The sequence below is a fragment of the Compostimonas suwonensis genome, assembly GCF_002797855.1.
GTDB classification, from domain to species: Bacteria; Actinomycetota; Actinomycetes; order Actinomycetales; family Microbacteriaceae; genus Compostimonas; species Compostimonas suwonensis.
In genome coordinates, this window is the sequence record NZ_PGFB01000003.1 from 337,303 (window position 1) to 360,890 (window position 23,588).

The window sequence follows — 23,588 nt, forward strand, 5'->3', positions numbered from 1 at the left end:
GGTCACCGCGTCTTCCGCAGTTGCAGGGCCATGACGATCGCGGCGACGAGGAAGGCTCCGCCGCCGGCGAGGGACATCACGAGGTTGTTGCCGGGCTGACCGGCGAAGGGTGAGACCGCGCCGACGGCGAGCAGCACGACGCCGACCACGAGCTGGCTGATGCTGCGCCAGAGCGCCGCGCCCGCGATGTAGAGGGTTCCGACCATAAGCGCATAGGCCGAGGGGAAGTAGACGGAGGCGAGCTCGTCGCTCATGCCGTTGTAGATGAGCCCGACGCCGACGAAAGCGAAGGCGACGCCGCACACCGACCACGAGACGCCGTAGACGATGCCCTGGAACTCGGACGCCCCGCGCACACCGCGGTTGACGCGGGAGCCGAGCACGGCGGAGGCCACGATCGATCCGACCGTGAGCACCGCGAAGACCCAGCCCGCGATCACGCCGTCGACCTGGAACCAGGGGTTGCCGTCGGGCCACGACGACCAGAGCAGGATGAAGCCGACGAGCCAGGCGACCCCCCAGATCGCGTAGAGCCAGGGGATGGGCGCGAGGCTGGCGCGATCGACCTTGCGCTGCTGCTCCTGCAGAAGGGACAGCGTGGCGGCGGCATCGGCGGGGAGAGCCGCATCGAACGGGTCGTCGCCCTCGGGTTCCGTGGTGTGGTTCATATGTACTTTGTAACGCAAAGTACTCTGCGAGGTCAAGAGGTTTGCTGAATTGTCGGAGTTGCGCGCCTGCCGAGGAGCTTCCGCGGGGTCGCAGAGGCGATTCCCGGTTCACGGGCCTGCCACCGCCGGAACGGTCGGGTAGGGTGGCACGGAGCGGGTGGGCGCTGCGGGCAGAGACGCTCGGATTCGAATGACGAGATGCCACCCGACATCCACCACGATTCGTAAGGCAGGTACCGATGCCCGAGACCGAACCGGTTGAATCCGCACCACAGAACCCATCGGGGGTGCAGAGCCCGTCGGACGGGCAGAGCACGCCCGTCGTGCCGAGCCCCGCGAGCACGGTGAGCCCCGCTGCCGCACAGGGTGCCGCGGCGCTCGCGATCCGCGGCCTCGTCAAGCGCTTCGGCGACAAGGTCGCCGTCGGCGGGATCGACCTCGACGTGCCCACCGGCTCGTTCTACGGACTCGTCGGCCCCAACGGCGCAGGCAAGACCACGACCCTCTCGATGGCCACCGGGCTCCTGCGGCCCGACGCCGGCCAGATCTGGCTCCACGGCGTGGACGTCTGGCAGAACCTCGTCGAGGCGAAACGCCTCGTCGGCGTGCTCTCCGACGGCGTGCGGCTGTTCGACCGGCTCACCGGCGAGCAGCTCGTCACCTACTCGGGGCTCCTCACCGGCATGGATCGTGCGACCGTCGACGAGCGCGTCTCCGACCTCCTCGCGCTCCTCGACCTCGAGAGCGCGGGCGGAACGCTCGTCGTCGACTACTCCGCGGGCATGACCAAGAAGATCGCCCTCGCCTGCGCCATGGTGCACGCGCCCAAGGTGCTCGTGCTCGACGAGCCGTTCGAGTCCGTCGACCCCGTCTCGGCGGCGAACATCCGCGACATCCTGAAGAGCTATGTCGGCTCGGGCGGCACGGTCATCGTGTCGAGCCACGCGATGGACCTCGTGCAGAGGATGTGCGACCACGTCGCCGTCATCGCCGCCGGACGTGTGCTCGCAGCGGGCACCGTCGACGAGGTGCGCGGCGGGTCCACTCTCGAAGACCGTTTCGTCGAGCTCGTCGGCGGACGCCACCACGCGGAGGGGCCGGAATGGTTGCGCATCTCCTAGCCCTCCGCTTCCTCGTACTCAAGAACTCGCTCGCCCGCAGCGTCTGGCAGCTCGTCGGCTTCGTCATCGGCGCGCTGTACGGCCTCGGGGTCGTCGCGCTCATCGTCGTGGGGCTCATCGCCCTCAGCGGAGCCCCGGCCGAGATCTCCCGCACGGTCGTGATCCTGGCGGGCTCGGCGCTCATCCTCGGCTGGGTGATCATCCCCCTGCTCACCACGGGCATCGACCAGACGCTCGACCCCTCGAGGCTCGTGACCTTCCCGATCCCGCTCAACCGGCTCGTCGTGGGGCTCGCGGTGGCCGGGATGCTCGGGATCCCCGGCATCCTCTCGCTCATCGCCTCCATCGCGACCGCGGGAACCTGGTGGCAGCAGCCGCTCATCGCGATCGTGGCGGCGCTGTGCGGCATCGTCGGGGTCGTCATCGCGGTCGTCGCCTCGCGCATGATCAACGCCCTGAGCGCTGGCCTGACCTCGAACCGCCGGTTCCGCGAGGCGAGCGGCCTGCTCATCTTCATCCCGCTCATCCTGCTCGGGCCGATCATCCTCTTCGTGACCAGCGGGCTGCGCGACGCGGCCGGCGCCCTGCCGAGCTTCGCCGAAGGCCTGTCGTGGTCGCCGCTGGGCGCGATCTGGGCCGTGCCGTCGGCCGTCGCAGAGGGCAGCGTCGGGGGAGCGCTCGCGCGGCTCGCCATCGCGCTCGCCACGATCGTCGTGCTGTGGGTCATCTGGCGCTGGGCGCTCGGCCAGGCGCTCATCAGCCCGGCCCGGGACTCCTCGAAGACCCGCGCTCGCGGCAAGCTCGGCTTCTTCAACCTGTTCCCGGGAACCCCGACCGGCGCCGTCGCGGCACGCTCGCTCACCTACTGGCTGCGGGATCCTCGGCATTCGCGGCAGCTCATCATCGTGCCGCTCCTGCCCGTCCTCCTGGGCTTCTACACCGTCAACACGGGCAACGCGGGCCTGCTCAACGCCTCGGGTCCGCTCGTCGCCTTCTTCCTCGCCTTCTCGATCTACTCCGACATCTCCTACGACGGCACGGCCTTCTCGACGCATCTGTCCGCCGGGCTCCGCGGTGCCGCCGACCGCACCGGCCGGGTGCTCGCCCTCGCGGTCTTCGCCGTTCCGCTCACGCTCATCGTCGTGATCGTGTCTCTCGCGATCACCGACAGCTGGACGTTCCTGCCCGCCATCCTGGGCATCTCGATCGGCGTGCTGCTCTCGGGCTTCGGGCTCTCGAGCGTGACCTCGGCGAGGATCACCGTGCCCGTTCCCGAGCCCGGTGACAACCCCTTCAAGTCGCCGCCCGGCTCGGGTTTCGGCACGGCGCTCGCGACCTTCGCGACGTGGGGCATCATGATCCTGCTCGTGCTGCCCGAGCTCGTGATCGGCATCGTGGCCTTCGCGACCGGCGACCTCCTCTGGGGCTGGGCCACGCTCCTCGTGGGGATCGTGCTCGGTGCGCTCTTCCTCGTGCTCGGCATCCGCATCGGCGGCCGTGACCTCGACGCGCGCGGCCCCGACCTGCTCAGCCAGCTCAAGAAGGCGCGTTAGAGGCGGTCGGATGACGCGAGCCCGCCGTCACACGGGTACGACGTCGCACCAGCTGGCCGCCTCTCGCGCGAGCAGGCGGTCGGCCTCGTGCCGCTCGATGCGCATCGCACGGAAGATCTCGAGCGTCTCCCGGGCGTTGCTCACGGACAGCGTTCCCCGTGCTCGAAGGGTCTCGAGGATCTCGGCGTTGTTCTGGTACCGGATGAGACGAGTGAGCTCGTGCGCGAGGTAGTCGGACAACGACATCCGGGCCTGCGCGGCTCGTTCTTCGAGACGTGCGTGCACCTCGTCCGGGATCTGTGGATAACAGGACGGGTGTTACAGCTGGATGTCGGCGAGTGCGTCGAGCTCGAGCCAGCCGCGCGCTCCGGCGGTGAGCGCCCGCGCGACGCTGAAGCGGTCGGCGGTGGGCAGCGGCCCCAGGTCGAGACCGCTCAGCGACGCCACGTCGGCGACGGGAACCTGGAAGGTGCGGTACGGGCCGAGCAGCGGAACGTCGGGACGGGCGGCGACGGCCTGCTCGAGATCGATCTGCCCGAGCTGGGGCGTCTGGTCGAGCACGTAGGCGGTCGCGGCGAGGGCGGGTGCGGCATCCTGCGCGGTGTCGGTCGTCGAGCCGGTCGTGGCGTCGGCCGCGCCCTCCGTCGTGACCCACGCGGCGACCTTCCAGAACAGACGCGGCAGCTGCACGCCGCGGTACTCCTGGTCGTCGTCGGCGAGCACGGGCCCCGTGAAGACGCTCAGCCGCTCGCCGCTCGCCTGCGCCGTGTTCAGGATGTAGTCCTCGAGGCCGAGCCAGAGCTCCTTCGACTGGTTGAACCCGGCCGCCTGGGGCGCCGCGTTCGTGTACGAGAAGGTGTCGACGTTCGCGCGCCCGGCGACGGTCGCTGAGCCCCAGACAGGATCGCGGCGTCGCACGAGGTGCCCGCGGTCGAGGTCGTTGCGGGCGTAGACCTCGGGGCCGGTCTGCTGATCGGCCGGCACCCGCGGATCGAGATGCCAGTCGTCGCCGCGGCCCACGTCGAGAAGCGCCCCGCCGTCGATGTTGACGGCCGTGGCGCGGGCGAGGCGGCGATCGGTGTCGAGCAGCACGGTGAAATGCGTGTACGCGAGCTCGCGCACCGCGGTGGCGTCGTGCGGCGCGGGCAACGGCACCCGCACGGGAAGGAAGGCGTCGGAGTAGCCCGTGGGGCCGGTGGTCGCGCTCGAATCCGTCATGAATCGAGTCTGGCAAGGGCCTCCGACAAACACCACGACCGGCAGCTGAACAGCAGGAGGACGGGCGGCGTGCCCGCGCAACCCGTCGCAGTTCTCAGCAGGTGCGAGTAGACATGGACGATGGCCGCAACCGTGCAAGTCGAAATCGAACGCAAGTACGAGGTGCAGGAGGGCTCCGAGGTGCCGCCGCTCGACGGTGTGCTCGACGGGGTCGTCGAGACGCGGCATCCGGCCGCCCGCCTCACCGCCGTCTACTACGACACCGACGACGGACGACTCGGGCGGCACCTGATCGTGCTGAGGCGGCGCGAGGGCGGCTACGACGAGGGCTGGCACACCAAGTCGAGCGAGGCCGGGCACCGCCTCGAGACCCACTGGCCGCTCACCGCCGCGGATGCCGGGATCCCCGAGGAGGTGCTCGACACGGTGCGGGTGCACGTGCGCGATCGCGAGCTGAGCCCGCTCGCCCGCATCGAGACCGAGCGCACCGTCATCCGGCTCGCCGTCGACGGAGTGGATGTCGCCGAGATCGCCGACGATCTCGTGACCGCCACCGATGTCCGGGCCGGGATCGTGCGCAGCTGGCGCGAGTGGGAGGCGGAGCTCGTCACCGCCACGCATCCGGACGACGACGATCCGCAGCTCGACGGCCGGGTGCTGCTCGACGCTATCGAGAAGCGGCTGCGCTCGGCGGGGGCGACGCCCTCCCCGAGCCCGGCGAAGCTCGCGAGGGCGCTCGGGCTGGGTAGCCTCGACGCGTCGTCGAGCGCGGGGTCGGAGTCGGCGGTGATGGGGTCGTCGCACGGGTCGCACGGCGGGCACGGGTCGCACGGGTCTCATGGCGGGCACGGGTCTCATGGCACCTCGCACGGAACGCGCGGCCGAGCGGATGTGCAGCTGCCGCCCGAGCTCGCCCCCGGCTCGGCCGGCGCCGCGATCATGACGGCCTTCTCGGGGCTCGTCGACGCGCTCGTCGCCGCCGACCCGGCCGCGCGCCGCGACGACGAGGACGCCGTGCACGCCATGCGCACCGTCGTGCGACGGCTGCGCAGCCTGCTCGCGAGCTACCGGAAGCTCTTCGACGACGACACCGTCATCGAGCTGCGCCACCGGCTTCGGGTTCTCGGGGCGACGCTCGGCGATGTGCGAGACCTCGAGGTGCGGGCGGATCGCGCCCGCACGATCATCGGCGCCGCGCCCGGGGAGCTCGTCGACGACCCGGCGCAGCACCGCGTGGTCGCGGGCGATGCCCACGACGCCGCGCACGAGCGCCTGCGCGGCGCGCTCTCGGCCGACTACTACTTCCGTCTGCTCGACGCGCTCGACGCCGTGGTCGCGGCGCCGCCGTTGAGCCGGCGGGCCCGTCGGCCGGTGACGGGGGAGTTCCGCCGCGACATCCATCGCAGCGCTCGGCGGGTGGAACGGCGCATCCAGGCCCTCAGCTCACCGCTCACGATCGCCGCCTTCGAGGCGGCAGACCCGGCGACCCTGCACGAGCTGCGCAAGTCGGCTCGACGGTTGCGCTACGCGATCGAGGTCGCACTGGATGTCGCGCCCGACCATTTCGGTAAGAAGTACCGTCGCACGGCCGACGCCGCCGAGGCTGTGCAGGACGCCCTCGGCGGCCACCGCGACGACACTCTGCTGGCCGAGAGCGTGCTCATCGAGGCCCGGCGCTCCGAGGCGGCTTCGGAGCCGGCGTTCGCCTACGGGCTGCTTTACGCCGCGGCGACGGCGAGCGCGGCGGAGTCGCTCGGGGAGGCGCGCGGTGCCGTGCGGGAACTGGCGAAGCTGCTCGACTCCTGAGCGTGGGTGCGCGAGTCGCGTCACATCGTTGCATCCCGCGCGGTTTGGGACGATATGGCGCGACTCGCGACCGAGCTGGTGAGGCCTGGGCGCGTCCTGCACAGGGCAGCAGAGGGGCGGGTTGTCCACCGATCGGGCGGGCGGGACGGGCGGGCGGATGCGGTTCCACGACGATCGAGACATGGACATAGCACGCTCCGAGGAGCTACTCGAACGACCGATCGCAGACGACACCGAGCTCGAGGCGCGCGTCGCCGAGCTCATCGGCCGCGCCATCCGCCGGCAGTTGTGGATGCTCTTCCTCGACGGGGAAGACAGGCAGCTGCCCTTGATCATGCCCATGGACGACTACCCGAGCAGCCCCGCAGGAGGCCGTGCCGAACTCTTCGCGAGCCGGATCGGCGAGGTGCTCGAAGCAGCGGGTGCGGCGCGGGTGATCTTCGTCTGGGAGCGACCCTACGGGCCCGACCCCACCCCGGTCGACCGCGTCTGGGCGCACGCGCTCGCCGAGGCGTGCGAGGCGGAGGGCGTCGCGGTGCGCGCTCAGCTCCTGAGTCACCGCTCCGGCGTGCGGCTGCTCGCGCCCGAGGAGTACGCGTGAGCCGGCCGCGGGATGCCGGCTGCGATGACGGGATGCCGGCTGCGATGACGGGGTGATGAGATGCCGGGATTCGTCGATACGAGCAGCGTCCCGGGCGCGGCGGGCGGCAACGGGCATAGGCTCGGAGCAGGTTCTGAGGTGACGACCCCGGGTGGAGACCCCGGGACGGAGACCTGGGATGACGACCTGAGCTGACGACCTGAGACGACGACCTGAGCTGAGAGGCGCGAGGATGACCACGGAGATCACGACGATCGACTACACGGTGCCGGCCGAGACGTATGTCGCCTACGGCGCCGACTTCAACATGGAGGCGGTCAACGATGCCGTGCTCGCCGAGCTGAACGGCCTCGTGCCCGACGGCGTCACCGTGCTGCGGAACGGTCGTGTGGTGGCCGAGGGGTCCGCGGCCGCCGCGAAGGCGCGCGACCTCGACTGGGACAGCCTGGTGAAGAGCATCGACCTCGACCAGATCCTCGCCTCGCACGGCAAGTGAGGCCACGGCAGGTGAGGCCCACGGCAGGTGAGGCCCACGACAGGTGAGGCCCCACGACAGGTGAGGCCCCGCGGTGAGTGAGACTGCGCAGGCTCGGGCTCAGCCGCCCAGGAGAGCGGCGAGCACCTTCTCGACACGGCTCTGACGGGTCTCCGGGTTCGTGGTGCCCGTACCCCCGCCCCGCTTCCGCCGTCCCGCTGTTGCCCCGCTGTCGTCCCGCCGTCGCCCCGCGCAGCCACTGCCGAACGTCTGCACGGCTGGCTAGGCTGGGCGTCATGACGAACAACGTTCCGCCTCTGACGCTCAACAACGGCATCGACATCCCGCAGCTGGGTTTCGGCGTCTTCAAGGTCGACCCCGACAAGACCGGCCGTATCGTGCGCAACGCACTGGAGGTCGGCTACCGGCACCTCGACACGGCCGCGATCTACCGCAACGAGGAGGGCGTCGGCCACGCCATCGCGAAGTCGGGCATCGCGCGCGAGGAGCTCTTCATCACCACGAAGCTCTGGAACGCCGACCAGGCGAACGCAGAAGAGGCCTTCCAGAAGAGCCTCGGGCGCCTGGGCGTCGACTACGTCGACCTCTACCTCATCCACTGGCCGAGCCCCGCGAAGGGAACCTACGTCACGGCCTGGGAGTCGCTGCAGAAGATCTACGAGTCGGGTCGCGCGAAGGCGATCGGCGTCTCGAACTTCATGATCCCGCACCTCGAAGAACTGCTCGCCCACACCGAGATCGTGCCCGCCGTCAACCAGGTGGAGCTGCACGTCGACTTCCAGCAGGCAGAGCTGCGCGCCTTCCACGCCGAGCACGGCATCGCGACGGAGGCGTGGGGCCCACTCGGCCAGGGGCGCATCAACTCCTCGCCCGAGCTCGAGGCGATCGCCGCCGAGCACGGCAAGACGGTGCCGCAGACGATCCTGCGCTGGCACCTGCAGATCGGCAACATCGTCATCCCCAAGTCGAACGACCGCGACCGGATGGCTCAGAACTTCGACCTCTTCGACTTCGAGCTCTCGGCTCCCGAGCTCCAGACGATCGCCGGGCTCGACCGCGGCGAAGACGGCCGCAACGGCGGGCACCCGCTCGACAGCTGAGCTCGGCGACCGTCACTCCCGGGCATCCGTTTCTTACGCCGTGTGTCGGCGCGGCTGGCGGTCGCACGGGGTGCGGACGTAGCGTCGAGTCATGTCGCAGCCAATCGCACCGGGGTCGAACCCGTCCCGTCCGCTGAGTGTCGTCGCCGTCTCGGGCAGCCTCCACGAGCCGTCGAAGACCACCGCGCTCGTCGCAGAGATCCTCGCCTCCTTCGGCCGTGAGCTCGAGATCGACGCGCACCTCATCGAGATCACCGACATCGGCCCCGAGTTCGCGGGAACGCTGCGCAGGGACAGGCTGCCGGCATCCGTCGAAGCCGAGCTGCAGCGCATCGAGTCGGCCGACCTGCTCATCGTCGCGAGCCCCGTCTACCGGGCGTCGTTCACGGGGCTGTTCAAGCACCTCTTCGACTTCGTGGGCCAGTACGCCCTGGTCGACACCCCCGTGCTGCTCGCCGCGACGGGCGGCAGCGATCGTCACGCGCTCATCATCGAGCACCAGTTCCGGCCCCTGTTCGGCTTCTTCCAGGCGCTGACCCTGCCGATCGGCGTCTACGCGAACGACTCCGACTTCACCGACTACAGGGTGACGAGCCTCGACCTGCAGGAGCGCATCGACCTCGCCGTCGCGCGGGCGATCCCGCTCATCCGCAGCAACGTCGCCGAGGCCGACTCGATCGCCCGGTACCTGCAGGGCCAGCAGGTCCAGAGCCGCTGACCGAGGGCCCCGGCATCTGTTCCGTCAAGCTCGAACGGCCAAGGTTACGCCCGGTTTCGCTGTGTGAAGCGCCGGCCGTAACGAACGGGACGCTCCGCCGGCACTCGCCTAGCGTGCTGTTATGAGCGAGCACATCATCCTGGGTGCGATGTACCGGTCCCTCGGTGCGTATCCGTCGGGGTGGCGTCATCCCGGGGCGCACAAGAACCCCCGGCAGGATGCCGCGGTGCTGCGTCGCACGGCGCGACTGGCCGAGGCGGCCAAGCTCGACTACCTGTTCTTCGGCGACTGGCTCGCCACGGGCGCGGACTTCGAGTTCAGCGACCCGTATCTGCTCGCCCGGATCGACCCGCTGAGCGCCGTCGCGTACCTCGCGGGGCTGACCCGCAGGATCGGTCTCATCGCCACGGTCAACACGAGCTACTCCGACGCCTACGCGGTCGCCCGCACGACAGCGTCGATCGACCTGCTGAGCGGCGGTCGCGCGGGCCTCAACCTCGTGACCGGACTCGAGCCGCGAGCGGCCGGCAACTTCGGCCGCACGGGCCGCACGGGTTCCGACAACGGCTTCGACCGCGCAGCCGAGTTCGTCGAGGCGCTGCGCCTGCTCTGGGACAGCTGGGGCGAGGGCGCCTACCTCGGCGACGCGGCGGCGGGCCGCCTCCTCGACGCCACGAAGCTCTACCCGGCCGAGTTCGTGGGCGAGCACGTGCAGACGACAGGCCCGCTCAACGTCGAGCGCCCCGTGCAGGGGCACGTGCCGATCGTGCACGCGGGCACGGCGGTGCGGTCGCGGCAGCTCGTGAGCACACAGGGCGATCTCGCGCTCGTCGCCCTGCCGACGCTCGGCGACACGGTCGCCTTCCGTTCCGCGCTGCGGCACCAGGTCGTCGCGGCGGGGCGGCCTGCAGACTCGGTGAAGGTCATCACGCCGATCCTGCCCGTCGTCGCCGAGACGACCGAGGAGGCGTGGCGGATCGTCGACACGCTCATCGCCCTGCTGCCGCTCGACGAGGGGCCGGGTGCGGCATCCGCTCATCCGCCCACCGGCCACTCGCTGCCTCCGAACCGTTCGCTGCGCTCGCTCTCCCAGGTGATCGGGGTGGCTCTCGGCCCGCACGAGCTCGACGCCGCGGTGCCGGCCCGGCTCGTCGAGAAGTTCGGCGAGGCCGGCCAGCGGCTCGTCGCCCTCGTCGAGACCCGCACCGGTCGCCGAGTCGGCGGGGAGCGCCCCGTGACCTTCCGGCACCTCGTTGCGACCAATGCGATCCCCGGGCCCATGATCGTGGGCGACGCCGTGCAGGTCGCCGACTCGCTCGAGGAGTGGTTCCGGGCGGGGGCCGTCGACGGCTTCAACGTGCTCTCGGCCTTCCTGACCGAGCAGTTCGAGGCCTTCACGACCCTCGTCGTGCCCGAGCTGGTGCGTCGTGGGCTCTTCCGCGACGAGTACGAGGGGCGCACCCTGCGCGATCACCTGGGGCTGCCCGTGCCGCCGAACCGGCACACCACCGCGGCCGCCGGCGTGGCGGCTGCGGCGCAGGCCCCGTCATCCGCCGCCGCCTTCGACGCCTACTACCTGAGGACCTCATGACAGACCACACCTCGCCCGAGAAGAACGCAGTGCCCGAGCAGAACGCAGTGCCCGAGCAGAACGCAGTGCCCGAGCAGGATGCCGCGCCCGAGCGACAGGCTGCGTCCGGCCGCACGACGCCCGGTCAGAGCGGGCAGCGGCTTCGCGTCGTCGGCGTCTCCGGGAGCCTGCACAGCCCGTCGAAGACCACGGCGCTCGTGCGCGCGATCATCGACGCGCTGGGCGAGCGGGTTCCCGTCGAGGTGCATCTCATCGAGCTGAGCGCGGTCGGGCACGGGTTCTCCGGGGCCCTGCGCCGCGATCAGCTGCCGGCCGAGCTCGAGGAGGAGCTCGTGCGCATCGAGGCGGCCGACGTGCTCGTGGTCGCGAGCCCCGTCTACCGGGCGTCGTTCACGGGGCTGTTCAAGCATCTCTTCGACTTCGTGGGGCAGTACGCGCTCGTCGGCAAGCCGGTGCTCGTCGCGGCGACGGGCGGCAGCGATCGTCACGCGCTCATCATCGAGCACCAGTTCCGGCCCCTGTTCGGCTTCTTCCAAGCGCTGACCCTGCCGCTCGGGGTGTACGCGAGCGACTCCGACTTCACGGACTACGAGATCGTCAGCCCGGAGGTGACCGAGCGCATCTCGCTCGCGATCGACCGCGGGCTGCCGCTCATCCGGCGTCTTCAGCCCGTCTCCGACTACGTCACCGAGTGGTAGCGAGCACGCGCGCGCCCTGAGCCGGCCCGAACGGGCGAGCAGGGCGCCCGCAGGGGTCCTTAGGCTGGGACGATGACGAACCGTCTCGCGCAAGCCGTCAGCCCCTATCTGCGCTCCCACGCGCAGAACCCCGTCGACTGGCAGGCCTGGGGCGAGGAGCCGTTCGCGGAGGCCGCCCGCCGCGACGTGCCGCTCTTCGTCTCCATCGGCTACGCGACCTGCCACTGGTGCCACGTCATGGCGCGCGAGAGCTTCAGCGATCCGCAGCTCGCCCGCTACCTCAACGAGAACTTCGTGCCCGTGAAGGTCGATCGCGAGGAGCATCCCGACGTCGACGCGAGCTTCCTCGCCGCGGCGAGCGCGTTCACGGGCAACCTCGGCTGGCCGCTCTCGGTCTTCGTGACGTCGACGGGCAAGACCTTCTTCGCGGGCACCTACTTCCCGCCGGAGCCCGTGCGCGGTCAACCGGCCTTCCGCCAGGTGCTCGAGGCGGTCGTCGAGGCCTGGACGCAGCGCCGCGACCAGGTCGAGAGCACCTCGAGCCGCATCCAGGCCGCGCTCGCCGAGAGCTCGGCCGAATCCCGTGCCCAGCACGGACCGCTTCCGGATGCCGCGGCTCTCGCCCGCGTCGTCGACGAGTTCCTCGCACACGAGGACAATGCCCACGGCGGTTTCGGCGCAGCGCCCAAGTTCCCGGTCGCGCCCGCGCTCTCGTTCCTGCTCGAGAGCGGCTCCGAGGCGGGGGAGCAGCTCGCCCTGCGAACGCTCAAACGGATGGGGGCCTCGCCTCTGCGCGACCCCGTCGAGGGCGGCTTCTTCCGCTACGCGGTGCGGGCCGACTGGAGCGAGCCGCACTACGAGCGCATGCTCTACGACAACGCGCTGTTGCTGCGGGCCTACGCGCGAGCCGGGGTGCTGCTCGCGGGGGCGGATGCTCGGGCGGGTGCGGGTGCGGGTGCGGGTGCGGGTGCGGATTCGGGCGCGGGTGCGCCGAACGCCGAGTGGGCGCGCATCGTCGCGCGCGGCGTCGCGGGCTTCCTCATCGATGTGCTGCAGCAGCCCGACGGCGGCTTCGCCTCGGCGCAGGACTCCGAGAGCGTCGTCGACGGCGTGCGGGTCGAGGGCGGCTACTACGCGCTCGAAGCGGAGCGGCGCGCTCAGCAGACGCCGCCCGCGCTCGACGAGAAGATCCTCACAGGATGGAACGGCCTCGCGATCGAAGCGCTCGCGGCGGCCGGGTTCGCGCTCGACGAGCCGCAGTGGATCGTCGCCGCCCGGCGTGCCGCCGACCGCCTGATCGCGAGGCATCTGCGGGCCGACGGCACCCTCGTGCGGGCGTCGATCGGAGAGCGGGAGTCGGCGGCATCCGCGACTCTCGAAGACTACGGGATGCTCGCGAACGGGCTTCTGCAGCTCGGGCTCGTGACCGGCGAGGTCGGCTACGCGACGCTGGCACGTGCCCTCGTCGATGCGTGCCTGCTCGCCTCGCAGCAGAGCGGCACGACCGGGTTCGGCGTGCCGGGCGGCGTGGACCCGGTGCTGGCGCGGTTGAGGCTGGCGCTCGAGGTCGACCCGTCGGAAGGCGCCTACCCCTCGGGGCTCAGCGCGATCGCGCGCGCCTCGCACACCCTCTACCTGCTCACCTCGCTCGAGGCCTACCGGCTCGCGGCTCGCGCGGGGCTCTCGCTCGTGGCGGCGCAGGCCGTCGAGCGGCCGGTCTCCTTCGGCGCGGCCCTCGAGCTCGCCGCCGCTCTCGAGGCGGAGGTCACCCAGCTCGTCGTCGTGACGCCGGATGCCGTGGTGCCGGATGCCGTGGTGCCCGCTGCCGCGATACCCGCTGCGATGCCGGATGCTGTGACGTCGGATGCCGTGACGTCGGATGCCGTGGTGCCCGCTGCCGCGATGCCTGCTGCGGTGCCGGATGCCGCGGTGCCGGCCGCTGGGGTATCAGGCGCCAGGGCGTCGGGCGCTGAACCGCTGGGCGCCGAGGTGCCGGGAGCCGCGACGTCCACCGTGACCTCGGCGGACGGGGCGGCCGGAGCGGCCGGCGGCTCCGGCATCCTCGCCGCGGCCCGCACGAGCCGGGCGGGCGTCGTCGCGATCGTGCCGGAGTCGTGGGTGGCGGAGTGGGCCTCGGCGGGCTTCGAGCTCCTCGAGGGCCGCGGCACCCGCGACGACCGGCCGACCGCCTATTTCTGCCGGGCCTTCGTCTGCCGGCTTCCCGTCACGGACGCCGGCGCCCTCGCCGCGCGGCGCTGACCCGTCTGACCCGTCTGCGCTGACCCGCGTGCCTGTTTCCGCGAGTCGCGCCAAACCGTTCTTCTCGCGCACGAGAACAACGGTTTGGCGCGACTCGCGCGGTTGGGCGGTGCGGGCGAGCGCGCGACTCAGACCGCCGCCGTCTCGAGGGGCGCCTCGGCGTCGGCTGCCCACTCGTTGAGGGAGCCGTCGTAGACCGCGACATCCCGTTCGCCGAGCAGGGTGAGCGCGAGTGCCGCGGAGGCCGCGGCGATCCCGCCGCCGCAGTAGGTGACGATGCGATGGCCGCTGCCGGCGACGGGCGCGAACCGCTCGTGCAGGGTCGCGCCGTCGAGGTAGGCGTTGCTCTCGCGATCGATGAGCCGCCCGGCGGGAACGTTCACGCTGCCCGGGATGTGGCCGGCACGGGAGCGCGGGCTCGTCTCGCCCGTGAAGTCGGTGCGGGGCGAGGCGCAGACGAGCGCGGCATCCTCGGTGCCGGCGACGACGGACTCGACGTAGGCCTTGTCGGCCCAGAGCTCGGGGCGTTCGGCCGCCGTGAAGCTCGCCGAGCGGGGCTCGAGGTGGCCGAACTCGAGCGGGCGCTCCTCGTCGTTCCACTTGGCGAGACCGCCGTCGAGCACGGCGACGTTGTCGTAGCCGAAGGCCCGGAACAGCCACCAGATGCGCGACGCCCACTGGCCGACCGCCGTGTCGTAGACCACGACGGTCGTGTTGTTGTCGACGCCGACGGATGCCGCGGCCGCCTCGAACTGGGCGGCGGAGGGCTTCGCGAAGCCGAAGGAGCCCCGGGGGTCGCTGAAGACCTCGAGGATGTCGGCGAAGACGGCGCCGGGAACGTGGCCGGCCACGAGGTACTGGTCGTAGCCGCTCAGCCAGGACGAGCCGCCCGCCGGGTTCTGCACGAGGAGCACGGTCGCGTCGAGCACGACGAGCCCGTCGGAGCCCAGGTGGTCGGCGAGCCATTGCGTCGAGACGATCGGTTCGACGAGCTGGAGTGCGTTGGTTGAGGTCACGGCAGACACGCTACCCGCGGCCGCAGACAGAACCTACGCCGTGCGAAACCTGCGGTAACAACTCGCGAGACGACTCGGCTCCAGGGCGACGAGGCCCTGCGACCCTGGAATCACGTCGGTTCGGCATCCGCCGACGGGGCGCTCAGCACTCGACGACGTTGACGGCCAGCCCTCCCTCGCTCGTCTCCTTGTACTTGGTCGACATGTCGAAGCCGGTCTGGCGCATGGTCTCGATCACGGTGTCGAGGGAGACGAGGTGCGTGCCGTCGCCGTGCAGCGCGAGCCGTGCGGCGCTCACGGCGGTGGAGGAGGCGATCGCGTTGCGCTCGATGCAGGGGATCTGCACGAGCCCCGCGACCGGGTCGCAGGTGAGGCCGAGGTGGTGCTCCATGGCGATCTCGGCCGCGTTCTCGACCTGAGCGGGGGTGCCGCCGAGCACGGCGCAGAGCCCGCCGGCGGCCATGGCGCACGCCGTTCCGACCTCGCCCTGGCAGCCGGCCTCCGCCCCCGAGATCGAGGCGTTCGCCTTCACGAGCGAGCCGATCGCGGTCGCCGTGAGCAGATAACGCCGGATGCCGTCGGCCGACGCCCCCGGAACGAAGCGCAGGTAGTAGTGGCCGACCGCCGGCACGATGCCCGCCGCGCCGTTCGTCGGCGCCGTGACGACGCGCCCGCCCGCGGCGTTCTCCTCGTTGACGGCGAGGGCGAAGGCGTGCAGCCACTCGATCGAGGTGTCGCGCGCGCCCGCGTCGTCGGCCTCGCGCAGGCGCTCCCGCACGGCCGCCGCCCGGCGCTTGACGTGCAGGCCGCCCGGCAGCTCTCCGTGCTCGCCCAGGCCGTTGCGCGTGCACTCGGCCATGGCCGCCCAGATGGCGTCGAGCCCGGCGTCGAGCGCCTCTTCCGTGCGCGAGCTCAGCTCGTTGGCGCGGGCGAGCTCGTCGATCGCGAGGCCCGTGCTGTCGCAGAGGGCGATGAGGGCCTCGGCGGTGGCGAAGGGGTAGGGGTGCGCGATGACGGATGCCGCGGCATCCGCCCGCACGTCGGCGCGAGTCTCGCGGCCGCTCTCGCCCCCGCCGTCGCCGTCGCGCCGGATGAAACCGCCGCCGACCGAGTAGTAGGTCTGCTCGACGAAGGGCAGCGCGTCGCCCTCGGCCCAGGCGGCGAGGGTGAGCGCGTTCGGGTGGCCGGGCAGGCGGGTGCGCGGTTCGAGGGTGACGTCGTCGCGGTCGAGTTCGATGGGATGCCGGCCGGCGAGGCGCACGACCCCGCCCGTCTCGAGGCGCGACCAGGCTCCGCGCACGGCGTGCGGGTCGCAGCTCTCGGGTCGCATGCCCATGAGGCCCGCGACGACGGCGTCGGGGGTTCCGTGGCCGAGACCCGTCGACCCGAGCGAGCCGTAGAGCGAGCAGTGGATGCGGCTGACCCGCTCAAGATCACCCGCCTCGGCGAGGGAGGTCACGAAGGCCCGCGCCGCGCGCATCGGGCCGACCGTGTGCGAGCTCGAGGGCCCGATTCCGATCGAGAAGAGGTCGAGGGCCGAGACGTACGCTGTCACGACATCGAGCCTACGCTCGTGGCGGCGGCGTCGCGCGCATCCGTGTCACACGCGGCGGCCCGGGGGAGCCGCTATTCGCCGCGGGCCTGGCGCTCGGCGTTGCGGGCGTTGATGCGGGCGTTCTCGGCGCGCACCTCGGCCTGGGTGGCGCGCTCGCGCACGAGCCACTCGGGCGGGGCGGCGAGCAGCTCGGTGATCTGCGCTGTCGTGAGCGCCTCGGTCACTTCGCCGCGGGCGAGGCCGGAGGTGGAGACCCCGAGCTTGCGGGCGACGACGTCGCGCGGATGCGGGCCCTCGCGACGCAGCACGGCGAGCCATTCCGGCGGGTTCTCGAGCAGTTCGGCGAGCTCGGTGCGCGTCACCTCGGCGCCCTGGAAGGCCTCCGGCGCGGCCGGCAGATAGATGCCGAGCTTCTTCGCCGCCGTCGCGGGCTTCATCGTCTGCGGCGTCTTCGTTCGCCGCGGCGTGGGCGCCTCGTCGGTGTGCTCTGTCTCCGTGCTCATGGCTCCAGCGTATCCTGGCAGCACCGCGGCCTTTCCCACGCGGTCGGTCGGCGTCATCCTTCGCAGACGATCGTGAGCCTTCGCCGAGAGGATGACCCGTGAGCATCGATCCCGTGCAGCCCGCCCTGCGGGTCGCCTTCGTGCACGGCGTCACGCCCGCCAAGTGGGCCCGGATCTGGTCGGCGAGACGGCCGGATGCCGCGCTCCAGCTGATTCCCGGCGACGAGTCCGGCCAGCTCACGGCGTTGCTCGACGGTCGCGCCGAGCTCGCCTTCGTGCGCCTGCCCGTCGAGCGCGAGGGACTGCACCTCATCACGCTCTACGAGGAGACCCCCGTCGTCGTCGTGCCGAAGGATCACGCGATCGCGGCCGTCGACGCCGTGACCTTCGAGGATCTCGCGCACGAGAACCGCATCGACGGCAGCCATGCACTCGAGACCCTCGTCGAGCTCGTAGCGGCGGGAACGGGCGTCATCGTCGTGCCGCAGTCGATCGCGCGCCTTCACGCTCGCAAAGACCTCACCTACCGCCCCGTGAGCGACGCGCCGACGACGACGATCGCGCTCGCCTGGCGCACCGCGCGCGACGGGCAGGATGCCGCTGACGCCACCGAAGTCGGGCGCGACACCGCCGCCCACGACGTCGGGCGCGACACCGCCGCCCACGACGTCGAGCGCTACATCGAGGAGTTCGTGGGCATCGTGCGCGGACGCACGGAGCGCAGCACGCGCGGCGCCGACGCCGGGGCCCCCGAGAAGCCCGTCAAGAGGACGGCGGCCGCGAAGAAGGCCGCAGCCGAGCGGCGGGCTGCTGCCGCCCGCGGCGGCCCCAAGAAGCCGGGCGCCCCGCGCGGCAAGGGCTCGCGCCGCCGCTGACCGGCTCCGACCGGCCGCCCCTCAGTCCTTCGTCGCGCGCTTCGCGGCGTTGCTGACGGCATCCTTCGTGGCCGCGGCGACCTCGCCGACCTTCTCCTGCACGACGGGCGCCTTCTCGCGCAGGAACTCGCCGGCGTCGCGGGCGGCCTCGCGCACGAACTCCTGGGCGTCGTCGGCGGCCTTCTGCACCCGCGGGTCGTTCCAGACCTCGTCGACCCGGCGCTTGATCTGGTTGTACTTGGCTCTGCCCGCGCGGGTGCCGAGGATGTAGCCCACCCCGAGCCCTGCGGCGAACACGACGATCTTGCCGAACATACGCTCTCCTTCGTTCCGGTGCGGTCTTGCTCTGGGGCGGTCACCCTTGCTCTGGGCGGTCACCTCAGCCTGACCGTCACGTCCAGCCTGACCGCGACGAGGCCCGCGGGGAAGGGGCTTGCATCCCCGTGCTCGGCGTGTAAGCGGCACGCAAGCGCCCCGCAAGCGCGGGGGCGCACGATGGCCTGGTCGCGCAAAAACGACCACCACCCACCATCGCATCGATCGGGAGCTTCACATGGCATCCTCCAATCAGTGGGCCGTCGAGGCCCACGGACTCATCAAGAACTTCGGCGACAACCGCGCCGTCGACGGAGTCGACCTCAGCGTGCGCACCGGCACGGTGTACGGCGTGCTCGGCCCGAACGGCGCGGGCAAGACCACCACCATCCGGATGCTCGCGACCCTGCTGCGCCCGGACGGCGGCGAGGCGACGATCTTCGGCCACGACATCCGCAAGGAGTCTCAGATCGTGCGCCAGCTCATCGGGGTGACCGGGCAGTACGCCTCGGTCGACGAGACGCTCAGCGCGACCGAGAACCTCGTGCTCTTCTCCCGGCTGCACGGTCTCGGCCGCGCCGAGTCGCGCACGAAGGCCGAGGAGCTGCTCGAGGAGTTCGGCCTCACCGAGGCGGCCAAACGGCCGCTCAAGAACTTCTCGGGAGGCATGCGCCGCCGCCTCGACCTCGCGGCGAGCCTCATCTCGCAGCCGCCGCTCATCTTCCTCGACGAGCCGACGACGGGCCTCGACCCCCGTACGCGTGCGCAGATGTGGGACACGATCCGGCGGCTCGTGGCATCCGGCTCGACGGTGCTGCTGACCACCCAGTACCTCGACGAGGCCGACCAGCTCGCCGACCGCATCGCGGTCATCGACCGCGGCCGCGTCGTGGCCGAGGGCACGGCCGACGAGCTCAAGGCCTCCGTCGGCAACTCCGCCCTGCTGCTCAAGCTGCAGAACGAGGTCGACGGCGAGCTCGCCACGCAGATCGTCTCCGAGGCGATCGGCGTGCGGGCGACCCTCGCCGCCGACGGCCGCACCATCAGCGCCCCGCTGGCCGAGGCCGGCGCCGTGACCGACGCCCTCATCGCCCTGCGCGGGCAGGATGTCGCGGTCGACGAGATCTCGGTGCAGAAGCCGAGCCTCGACGAGGTCTTCCTCACCCTCACCGGCCACACCGCGAGCGACGACGAGGAGTCCCCGGACTCCGAGGGCTCGAAGAAAGAAAGGATCTCCGCATGACCACGGCAACCCTCCAGCCCGGCCGAGGCACGGGCCGCGACATCCAGCCGGGTGTCGACCGCAAGCTCCGCAACTACGTGAGCATCGAGCAGTCGCTGCGCAACTCGTTCACGATGGCCTGGCGCGGGCTCGTCAAGATCCGGCGCACGCCCGAGCAGCTCTTCGACGTGACGCTGCAGCCGATCATCTTCACGCTCATGTTCACGTACATCTTCGGCGGGGCGATCGCGGGCGACGTGCAGAGCTATCTGCCGATCATCATCCCCGGCATCCTCGTGCAGACCGTCATCACGACCTCGGTCGTCACGGGCGTGCAGCTGCGCGAGGACATGGACAAGGGTGTGTTCGACCGTTTCAAGTCCCTGCCCATCGCGCGCATCGCCCCGCTCGCCGGCGCCCTGCTCGCCGACACCGTGCGCTACGCGATCGCCACGACGCTCACCTTCGTGATGGGCTTCATCATGGGCTACCGCCCCGGCGGCGGCTTCGGCTTCGTCGTGCTCGCCGGCCTGCTCGTGATCGCCTGCTCGTGGGCGATCAGCTGGATCTTCGCCTTCTTCGGCGTGATCGGCCGCAGCGCCTCGGGTGTGCAGGGCGTGTCGTTCCTCATCCTGTTCCCGCTGACCTTCCTCTCCAACGCCTTCGTGTCGCCCGACACGATGCCCGACTGGCTGCAGTGGTTCGTGAACATCAACCCGGTCTCGCACCTCGTGACGGCGGTGCGCGACCTCGCGAACTCCGGCACCTTCGGAGCGGACGCCTGGCTCGCCCTGCTCGGGGCGGCGGTCGTGGTCGCGATCTTCGCGCCGCTCACCGTGCGCGCCTACATGCGCAAGGTCTAGCACCGCCTGCGCCGGCCCGGCTCCGTGCGCCGGCCCGGCTCTGTGCGCCTGGCCGGCTCCGCGCGTTGACGAGAGGTCAGCGCCAGAGCAGCCCGACGATCGCGGGATGCCGCAGCACCGTGAACGCCCGTTCGACGCTCTCCTCCCGCGTGAGGGGCGCCGTGCGGGCGTTCGCGTTCTCGAGGGCCTCCGCGCCGAGCAGCTCCGCGAACTCCGCGGCCAGCCGATCGCGTCGCAGGGAGGGCACATCCTGTCGCGCGGCCAGCCGGGCGCTGAGGGCGAGCGCCTCGGCGGCGAGGCGGCCGAGCTCGCCGCGAGGAGCCCCGCTCGCGGCATCCGCCTCGAGCACGAGCCAGGCCGCGATGCCGATGAGCGCGGAGCCGAGCACCGGCCGGTCGATGAAGTTCGGGCGCATCCGGTGGGTGACGACGACGGCTGTGCGGATCCGGCGGGCGAGCCGCCTCACCCGCGCGTGGTCGGGCTCGGGCGAGAAGACGTGCGCGCAGATCGCCGCGCCCCCGATGATCACGTACCAGGGAGCGGAGCGCAGCGGCGACCGGTCGTAGACGCCGAGCGCGACGTCGTAGAGGCGCAGCCCCTCGGCACGGTCGCCCACGCCGATCGCGATCTCGGCGAGACCCGCCCAGCCGATGCCGCGCAGGTCGATCGCGTCGACACCCAGCTCGCTCTCATCGACCGAGACGAAGACGTCGAAGACGGTGCGCGCCGTCTCGTAGTCGCCGAGCGAGACGTGGGCCATGCCCACGAGCCAGTCGAGCTGGCGGATGTCGCCCTCCGCCTTGAGCGCGCCGAGATGCCGTCGCGCGACCCTCGACCACTCGATCGTCTCGGCCGGGTGGCCGCTCTGGCTGTGCAGCTGGGCCAGGATCTGCCCGGAGGTTCCGCGCGACCAGACGTCGCCGGCGGTCTCGGCGAGCGCGAACGACCTCTCGGCGTAGCGCAGGGACGCCTCGATGTCGCCCTCGTTCTCGGCGAGCTGGGTGGAGATGAGGTGGCCGAAGGCCGACACGCTGTGCTGATCGGAGCCGCGCAGGCGCTCGAGAAGCTGCATGCCCTCCTCTCGCCGCGACACCGACATCACGAGCTGGGCCATGGCGTCGAACATGGGGGTCCTCGCCCTGACCCCGAGCGCGTACAGGCGCCGCAACTGCAGGATGGCCCGCACGGCCGTGCGCAGATCGCCGTAGAGCATCGTGCCGGCGATGATCGTGTGCGCCGTGATCGCGGCCGAGGCGGCGTCTCCCGTGGGCTCGTAGGAGCGCAGGCTCTCCTGCACCTCGGGCGCGAAGGTCACGACCTCCGAGTGCATCCCGCGCATCGACCAGTAGAAGCCGAGCAGTGCGAAGAGCGGTGTCACGATGTCGGGGCGCCCGGCGGTGAGCGCCTCGCGGAAGACGGTCACGAGGTTGTCATGCTCGGCGTCGATGCGGTGGAAGACCTCGACCTGGTCGGGGCCGAGCTCGTCGGCGAGGTAGTCGAGCGCGAAGCCGGCGGCCCAGCGGAAGGCGGCCTCGCGCACGAGCTCCTCCTCGCCCGCCGCCACGAGCTGCAGCTCGCCGAACTCGCGCACCGTCTCGAGCATCCGGAAGCGCAGCAGGCCCGTCTCCTCGTTCTCGACGACGTCGACGAGCGACTGGCTCACGAGGGCGTCGAGCTCGTCGGTGACCCCGCGCGGCGCGTCCGGGGCCCCGGCGACGGCCTCGGCGGCATCCGTGTTGAAGCCGTCGGGAAAACGCGAGAGCCGGCGCAGCAGCATCCGCTCGCCCTCGCCGAGCAGGTTCCAGCTCCAGTCGATGACGGCGAGCAGGGTGCGATGCCGTTCGGGCGCCGTGCGCGGGCTCTGGGTGAGCAGGGCGAAACGGTTGCCGAGCCTCCGCTCGATCTCCTCGACCGACATCGTGCGGGTGCGGGCGGCGGCGAGCTCGATCGCGAGCGGCAGGCCGTCGAGCCGCTCGCACAGGCGGGCGACGATGTCGAGGGGCAGCACGGTTCCGGGCCGGGCCGCACGGGCGCGCTCGACGAAGAGGGTGACGGCCGGGCCGCCGTCGCCGTCGACGCTCGAGAGGGGCGCGAGCGGGTAGAGGCGCTCGCCGGGGATCTCGAGCGGAGCGCGGCTCGTCGCGAGCACCCGCACCGACGAGGTGGAGTCGACGATGTCGGCGATCCAGCGTGCCGCGCCGTCGATGAGGTGCTCGCAGTTGTCGACGACGAGCAGGGTCTCGCGCTCGCCGAGCGCGACGAGGATCTTCGTGCGCAGATCGGTGCGCACGAGCGGCTCGTCGAGCTGCAGCCTCGTCGAGCGCGCCTCGCGGATGCCGAGCGTCGTCGCGAGGGCGAGAGTGATGTCGTCGTCGGTGCGCAGGCTCGCGAGCTCGACCACGATGACGGCGGGTGTGCGTTCGGATGCCGCGGCGACCGCCTGGGCGAGACGTGTCTTGCCCAGCCCGCCAGCGCCGAGGATCGTCGTGATGCGGGAGGCCCCGGTGGCTTCGAGCAGGGCGGCGACGTCTCCGTCGCGGCCGATGAGCTCGTTCGGCGAGCTGCGCAGGCCGATCCGCACCCGTGCCGGCCGGGGTGCGCCCTCCTCGCGCAGGAGCTGGGCGTTGAGGGCCGCGAGCTCGGAGGAGGGGTCGGAGCCGAGCTCGTCGGCGAGCCGGTCGCGCACCGCCGCGAAGGCGCGCAGGGCGTCGTTGCGGCGTCCGTCGCTCGCGAGGGCCCGCATGAGCACCGAGACGAATCGCTCGTCGACGAGACCGGATGACGCGGACTCTCCCGCGAGCTCGGCGGCGGCGCGCGCGTCCCCCGCCGCGAGCAGCGCCTCCGCCCGCACGAGCGTGAGCTCGCAGCGCAGGGCGTGGGCGGCGTCGGCGAGCTCGGAGGCGAGCTCCTCGTGGCCGAGGTCGGCTCCCGGCTCGCCCCGCCACAGCGCCAGGGCGGTCGACGCGAGTCGTTCGGCGGCGGAGGCGTCGCCCTGCTCGAGTGCGGCGCGCGCCTCGGCGTGCAGCTCGCGGGCGAGGCTCAGGTCGAGCTGCGCGGCGTCGACGGCGAGACGATAGCCGCCCGGCGTCGACTCGAGGACGCCGTCTCCGCTCGCCGTGCGCAGGCGCGAGACGAGCGTCTGCAGCGCGGCCTTCTCCTGCCGGGGCGGCTCGTTCGGCCAGAGCGCGTCGACGAGGGCGGGAACGCTCAGCGTCGCCCGCGGTGCGAGGGCGAGGGCGACCAGGAGCGCGCGCGAGAGCGCTCCGGTCGCGGGGCTCAGCGCGCGGTCGCGGCCCTCCACGAGCACGGGCCCGAGCACGGCGACGCGCACGGCGACGCTCGCGTCGGGGGTCTCGCTGGGCACGCTCACCTGCCCGAGCATAACGAGCGACGCCATCAGGCGTCTGAGG

At 71.6% G+C, this 23,588-nt stretch carries 21 protein-coding genes; 13 read left to right on the top strand and 8 right to left on the bottom strand.

From position 1 onward, the window contains the following. Window positions 1-2 precede the first annotated feature (2 nt). Window positions 3-668 (bottom strand): hypothetical protein, encoded by a 666-nt coding sequence (locus CLV54_RS09370; RefSeq protein ID WP_100344703.1) that lies wholly within the window; start codon window positions 666-668, stop codon window positions 3-5. A gap of 287 nt (window positions 669-955) precedes the next feature. Between CLV54_RS09370 and CLV54_RS09375 the strand changes: the two genes are divergently transcribed. Then, on the top strand, window positions 956-1,789 hold the full coding sequence (locus CLV54_RS09375) for an ABC transporter ATP-binding protein (protein WP_425430274.1): 834 nt from the start codon (window positions 956-958) through the stop codon (window positions 1,787-1,789). After that, the gene (locus CLV54_RS09380; protein ID WP_100344705.1) at window positions 1,771-3,342 is read left to right on the top strand and encodes a transporter; all 1,572 of its coding nucleotides are present in this window, start codon (window positions 1,771-1,773) and stop codon (window positions 3,340-3,342) included. Before CLV54_RS09375 ends, CLV54_RS09380 begins: the two co-directional genes overlap by 19 nt. Window positions 3,343-3,369: 27 nt before the next feature. Here CLV54_RS09380 and CLV54_RS09385 read toward each other — a convergent pair whose 3' ends face one another. Both CLV54_RS09385 and CLV54_RS09390 read right to left on the bottom strand, forming a co-directional pair. Then, window positions 3,370-3,627, bottom strand: a complete 258-nt coding sequence (locus tag CLV54_RS09385; protein ID WP_157802896.1) for a hypothetical protein — start codon at window positions 3,625-3,627, stop codon at window positions 3,370-3,372. A 33-nt stretch (window positions 3,628-3,660) separates the two neighbouring features. Further along, window positions 3,661-4,560, bottom strand: coding sequence for a DNA/RNA non-specific endonuclease (locus CLV54_RS09390; RefSeq protein WP_100344707.1), 900 nt, complete (start codon window positions 4,558-4,560; stop codon window positions 3,661-3,663). Window positions 4,561-4,680: 120 nt separating this feature from the next. Here CLV54_RS09390 and CLV54_RS09395 point away from each other — a divergent pair, with 120 nt between their 5' ends. The 8 genes from CLV54_RS09395 to CLV54_RS09430 all read left to right on the top strand — a co-directional run bounded on the left by CLV54_RS09395 (window position 4,681) and on the right by CLV54_RS09430 (window position 13,829). Then, the gene (locus CLV54_RS09395; protein WP_100344708.1) at window positions 4,681-6,366 is read left to right on the top strand and encodes a CYTH and CHAD domain-containing protein; all 1,686 of its coding nucleotides are present in this window, start codon (window positions 4,681-4,683) and stop codon (window positions 6,364-6,366) included. Window positions 6,367-6,547: 181 nt separating this feature from the next. Next, entirely contained in the window at window positions 6,548-6,967 is a 420-nt protein-coding gene (locus tag CLV54_RS09400) for a hypothetical protein (protein ID WP_100344709.1), read from the top strand. Between the two features lie 232 nt (window positions 6,968-7,199). Continuing rightward, window positions 7,200-7,463, top strand: a complete 264-nt coding sequence (locus tag CLV54_RS09405; protein ID WP_100344710.1) for a hypothetical protein — start codon at window positions 7,200-7,202, stop codon at window positions 7,461-7,463. Window positions 7,464-7,738: 275 nt separating this feature from the next. Further along, the gene (locus tag CLV54_RS09410) at window positions 7,739-8,563 is read left to right on the top strand and encodes an aldo/keto reductase (RefSeq protein WP_100344711.1); all 825 of its coding nucleotides are present in this window, start codon (window positions 7,739-7,741) and stop codon (window positions 8,561-8,563) included. Window positions 8,564-8,654: 91 nt separating this feature from the next. Then, entirely contained in the window at window positions 8,655-9,281 is a 627-nt protein-coding gene (gene msuE, locus CLV54_RS09415) for an FMN reductase (RefSeq protein WP_100344712.1), read from the top strand. Between the two features lie 121 nt (window positions 9,282-9,402). Continuing rightward, the gene (locus tag CLV54_RS09420; RefSeq protein WP_100344713.1) at window positions 9,403-10,872 is read left to right on the top strand and encodes an NtaA/DmoA family FMN-dependent monooxygenase; all 1,470 of its coding nucleotides are present in this window, start codon (window positions 9,403-9,405) and stop codon (window positions 10,870-10,872) included. A 29-nt stretch (window positions 10,873-10,901) separates the two neighbouring features. Continuing rightward, window positions 10,902-11,570, top strand: coding sequence for an FMN reductase (msuE, locus tag CLV54_RS09425; protein WP_245861552.1), 669 nt, complete (start codon window positions 10,902-10,904; stop codon window positions 11,568-11,570). Between the two features lie 72 nt (window positions 11,571-11,642). Beyond that, window positions 11,643-13,829: a thioredoxin domain-containing protein gene (locus tag CLV54_RS09430; RefSeq protein ID WP_170061974.1), complete on the top strand. Its 2,187-nt coding sequence runs from the start codon at window positions 11,643-11,645 to the stop codon at window positions 13,827-13,829. Window positions 13,830-13,957: 128 nt separating this feature from the next. Here CLV54_RS09430 and CLV54_RS09435 read toward each other — a convergent pair whose 3' ends face one another. From CLV54_RS09435 to CLV54_RS09445, 3 genes are all read right to left on the bottom strand, one after another. After that, window positions 13,958-14,845 (bottom strand): sulfurtransferase, encoded by an 888-nt coding sequence (locus CLV54_RS09435; RefSeq protein WP_100344715.1) that lies wholly within the window; start codon window positions 14,843-14,845, stop codon window positions 13,958-13,960. 142 nt (window positions 14,846-14,987) lie between these two features. Then, window positions 14,988-16,400 (bottom strand): L-serine ammonia-lyase, encoded by a 1,413-nt coding sequence (locus tag CLV54_RS09440; protein WP_100344716.1) that lies wholly within the window; start codon window positions 16,398-16,400, stop codon window positions 14,988-14,990. Between the two features lie 71 nt (window positions 16,401-16,471). Continuing rightward, complete coding sequence (locus CLV54_RS09445) at window positions 16,472-16,837, bottom strand: DUF5997 family protein (RefSeq protein WP_211294521.1); 366 nt, start codon at window positions 16,835-16,837, stop codon at window positions 16,472-16,474. A 164-nt stretch (window positions 16,838-17,001) separates the two neighbouring features. Between CLV54_RS09445 and CLV54_RS09450 the strand changes: the two genes are divergently transcribed. Next, window positions 17,002-17,778: a LysR family substrate-binding domain-containing protein gene (locus CLV54_RS09450; RefSeq protein ID WP_100344718.1), complete on the top strand. Its 777-nt coding sequence runs from the start codon at window positions 17,002-17,004 to the stop codon at window positions 17,776-17,778. A gap of 21 nt (window positions 17,779-17,799) precedes the next feature. On the opposite strand, the gene CLV54_RS09455 is transcribed toward CLV54_RS09450, so the two are convergent. Continuing rightward, window positions 17,800-18,093 carry a hypothetical protein gene (locus CLV54_RS09455; RefSeq protein WP_100344719.1) on the bottom strand — a complete coding sequence of 98 codons (294 nt, stop codon included), beginning with the start codon at window positions 18,091-18,093 and terminating at the stop codon, window positions 17,800-17,802. 238 nt (window positions 18,094-18,331) lie between these two features. Here CLV54_RS09455 and CLV54_RS09460 point away from each other — a divergent pair, with 238 nt between their 5' ends. Then, complete coding sequence (locus CLV54_RS09460) at window positions 18,332-19,336, top strand: ATP-binding cassette domain-containing protein (RefSeq protein ID WP_100344720.1); 1,005 nt, start codon at window positions 18,332-18,334, stop codon at window positions 19,334-19,336. After that, a complete protein-coding gene (locus CLV54_RS09465; protein ID WP_100344721.1) occupies window positions 19,333-20,178 on the top strand; it encodes an ABC transporter permease in 846 nt (281 codons plus the stop codon). The genes CLV54_RS09460 and CLV54_RS09465 overlap by 4 nt, the downstream gene beginning before the upstream one ends. A gap of 76 nt (window positions 20,179-20,254) precedes the next feature. On the opposite strand, the gene CLV54_RS09470 is transcribed toward CLV54_RS09465, so the two are convergent. Then, a complete protein-coding gene (locus tag CLV54_RS09470) occupies window positions 20,255-23,548 on the bottom strand; it encodes an ATP-binding protein (RefSeq protein ID WP_170061975.1) in 3,294 nt (1,097 codons plus the stop codon). Window positions 23,549-23,588: the final 40 nt, after the last annotated feature.

Coding starts and splice junctions, on each gene's coding strand:
- CLV54_RS09370 (WP_100344703.1), bottom strand. CDS start 668: ATGAACCACACCACGGAACCCGAGGGCGACGACCCGTTCGATGCGGCT.
- CLV54_RS09380 (WP_100344705.1), top strand. CDS start 1,771: ATGGTTGCGCATCTCCTAGCCCTCCGCTTCCTCGTACTCAAGAACTCG.
- CLV54_RS09390 (WP_100344707.1), bottom strand. CDS start 4,560: ATGACGGATTCGAGCGCGACCACCGGCCCCACGGGCTACTCCGACGCC.
- CLV54_RS09395 (WP_100344708.1), top strand. CDS start 4,681: ATGGCCGCAACCGTGCAAGTCGAAATCGAACGCAAGTACGAGGTGCAG.
- CLV54_RS09400 (WP_100344709.1), top strand. CDS start 6,548: ATGGACATAGCACGCTCCGAGGAGCTACTCGAACGACCGATCGCAGAC.
- CLV54_RS09405 (WP_100344710.1), top strand. CDS start 7,200: ATGACCACGGAGATCACGACGATCGACTACACGGTGCCGGCCGAGACG.
- CLV54_RS09410 (WP_100344711.1), top strand. CDS start 7,739: ATGACGAACAACGTTCCGCCTCTGACGCTCAACAACGGCATCGACATC.
- msuE (WP_100344712.1), top strand. CDS start 8,655: ATGTCGCAGCCAATCGCACCGGGGTCGAACCCGTCCCGTCCGCTGAGT.
- CLV54_RS09420 (WP_100344713.1), top strand. CDS start 9,403: ATGAGCGAGCACATCATCCTGGGTGCGATGTACCGGTCCCTCGGTGCG.
- CLV54_RS09430 (WP_170061974.1), top strand. CDS start 11,643: ATGACGAACCGTCTCGCGCAAGCCGTCAGCCCCTATCTGCGCTCCCAC.
- CLV54_RS09445 (WP_211294521.1), bottom strand. CDS start 16,837: ATGAAGCCCGCGACGGCGGCGAAGAAGCTCGGCATCTATCTGCCGGCC.
- CLV54_RS09455 (WP_100344719.1), bottom strand. CDS start 18,093: ATGTTCGGCAAGATCGTCGTGTTCGCCGCAGGGCTCGGGGTGGGCTAC.
- CLV54_RS09460 (WP_100344720.1), top strand. CDS start 18,332: ATGGCATCCTCCAATCAGTGGGCCGTCGAGGCCCACGGACTCATCAAG.
- CLV54_RS09465 (WP_100344721.1), top strand. CDS start 19,333: ATGACCACGGCAACCCTCCAGCCCGGCCGAGGCACGGGCCGCGACATC.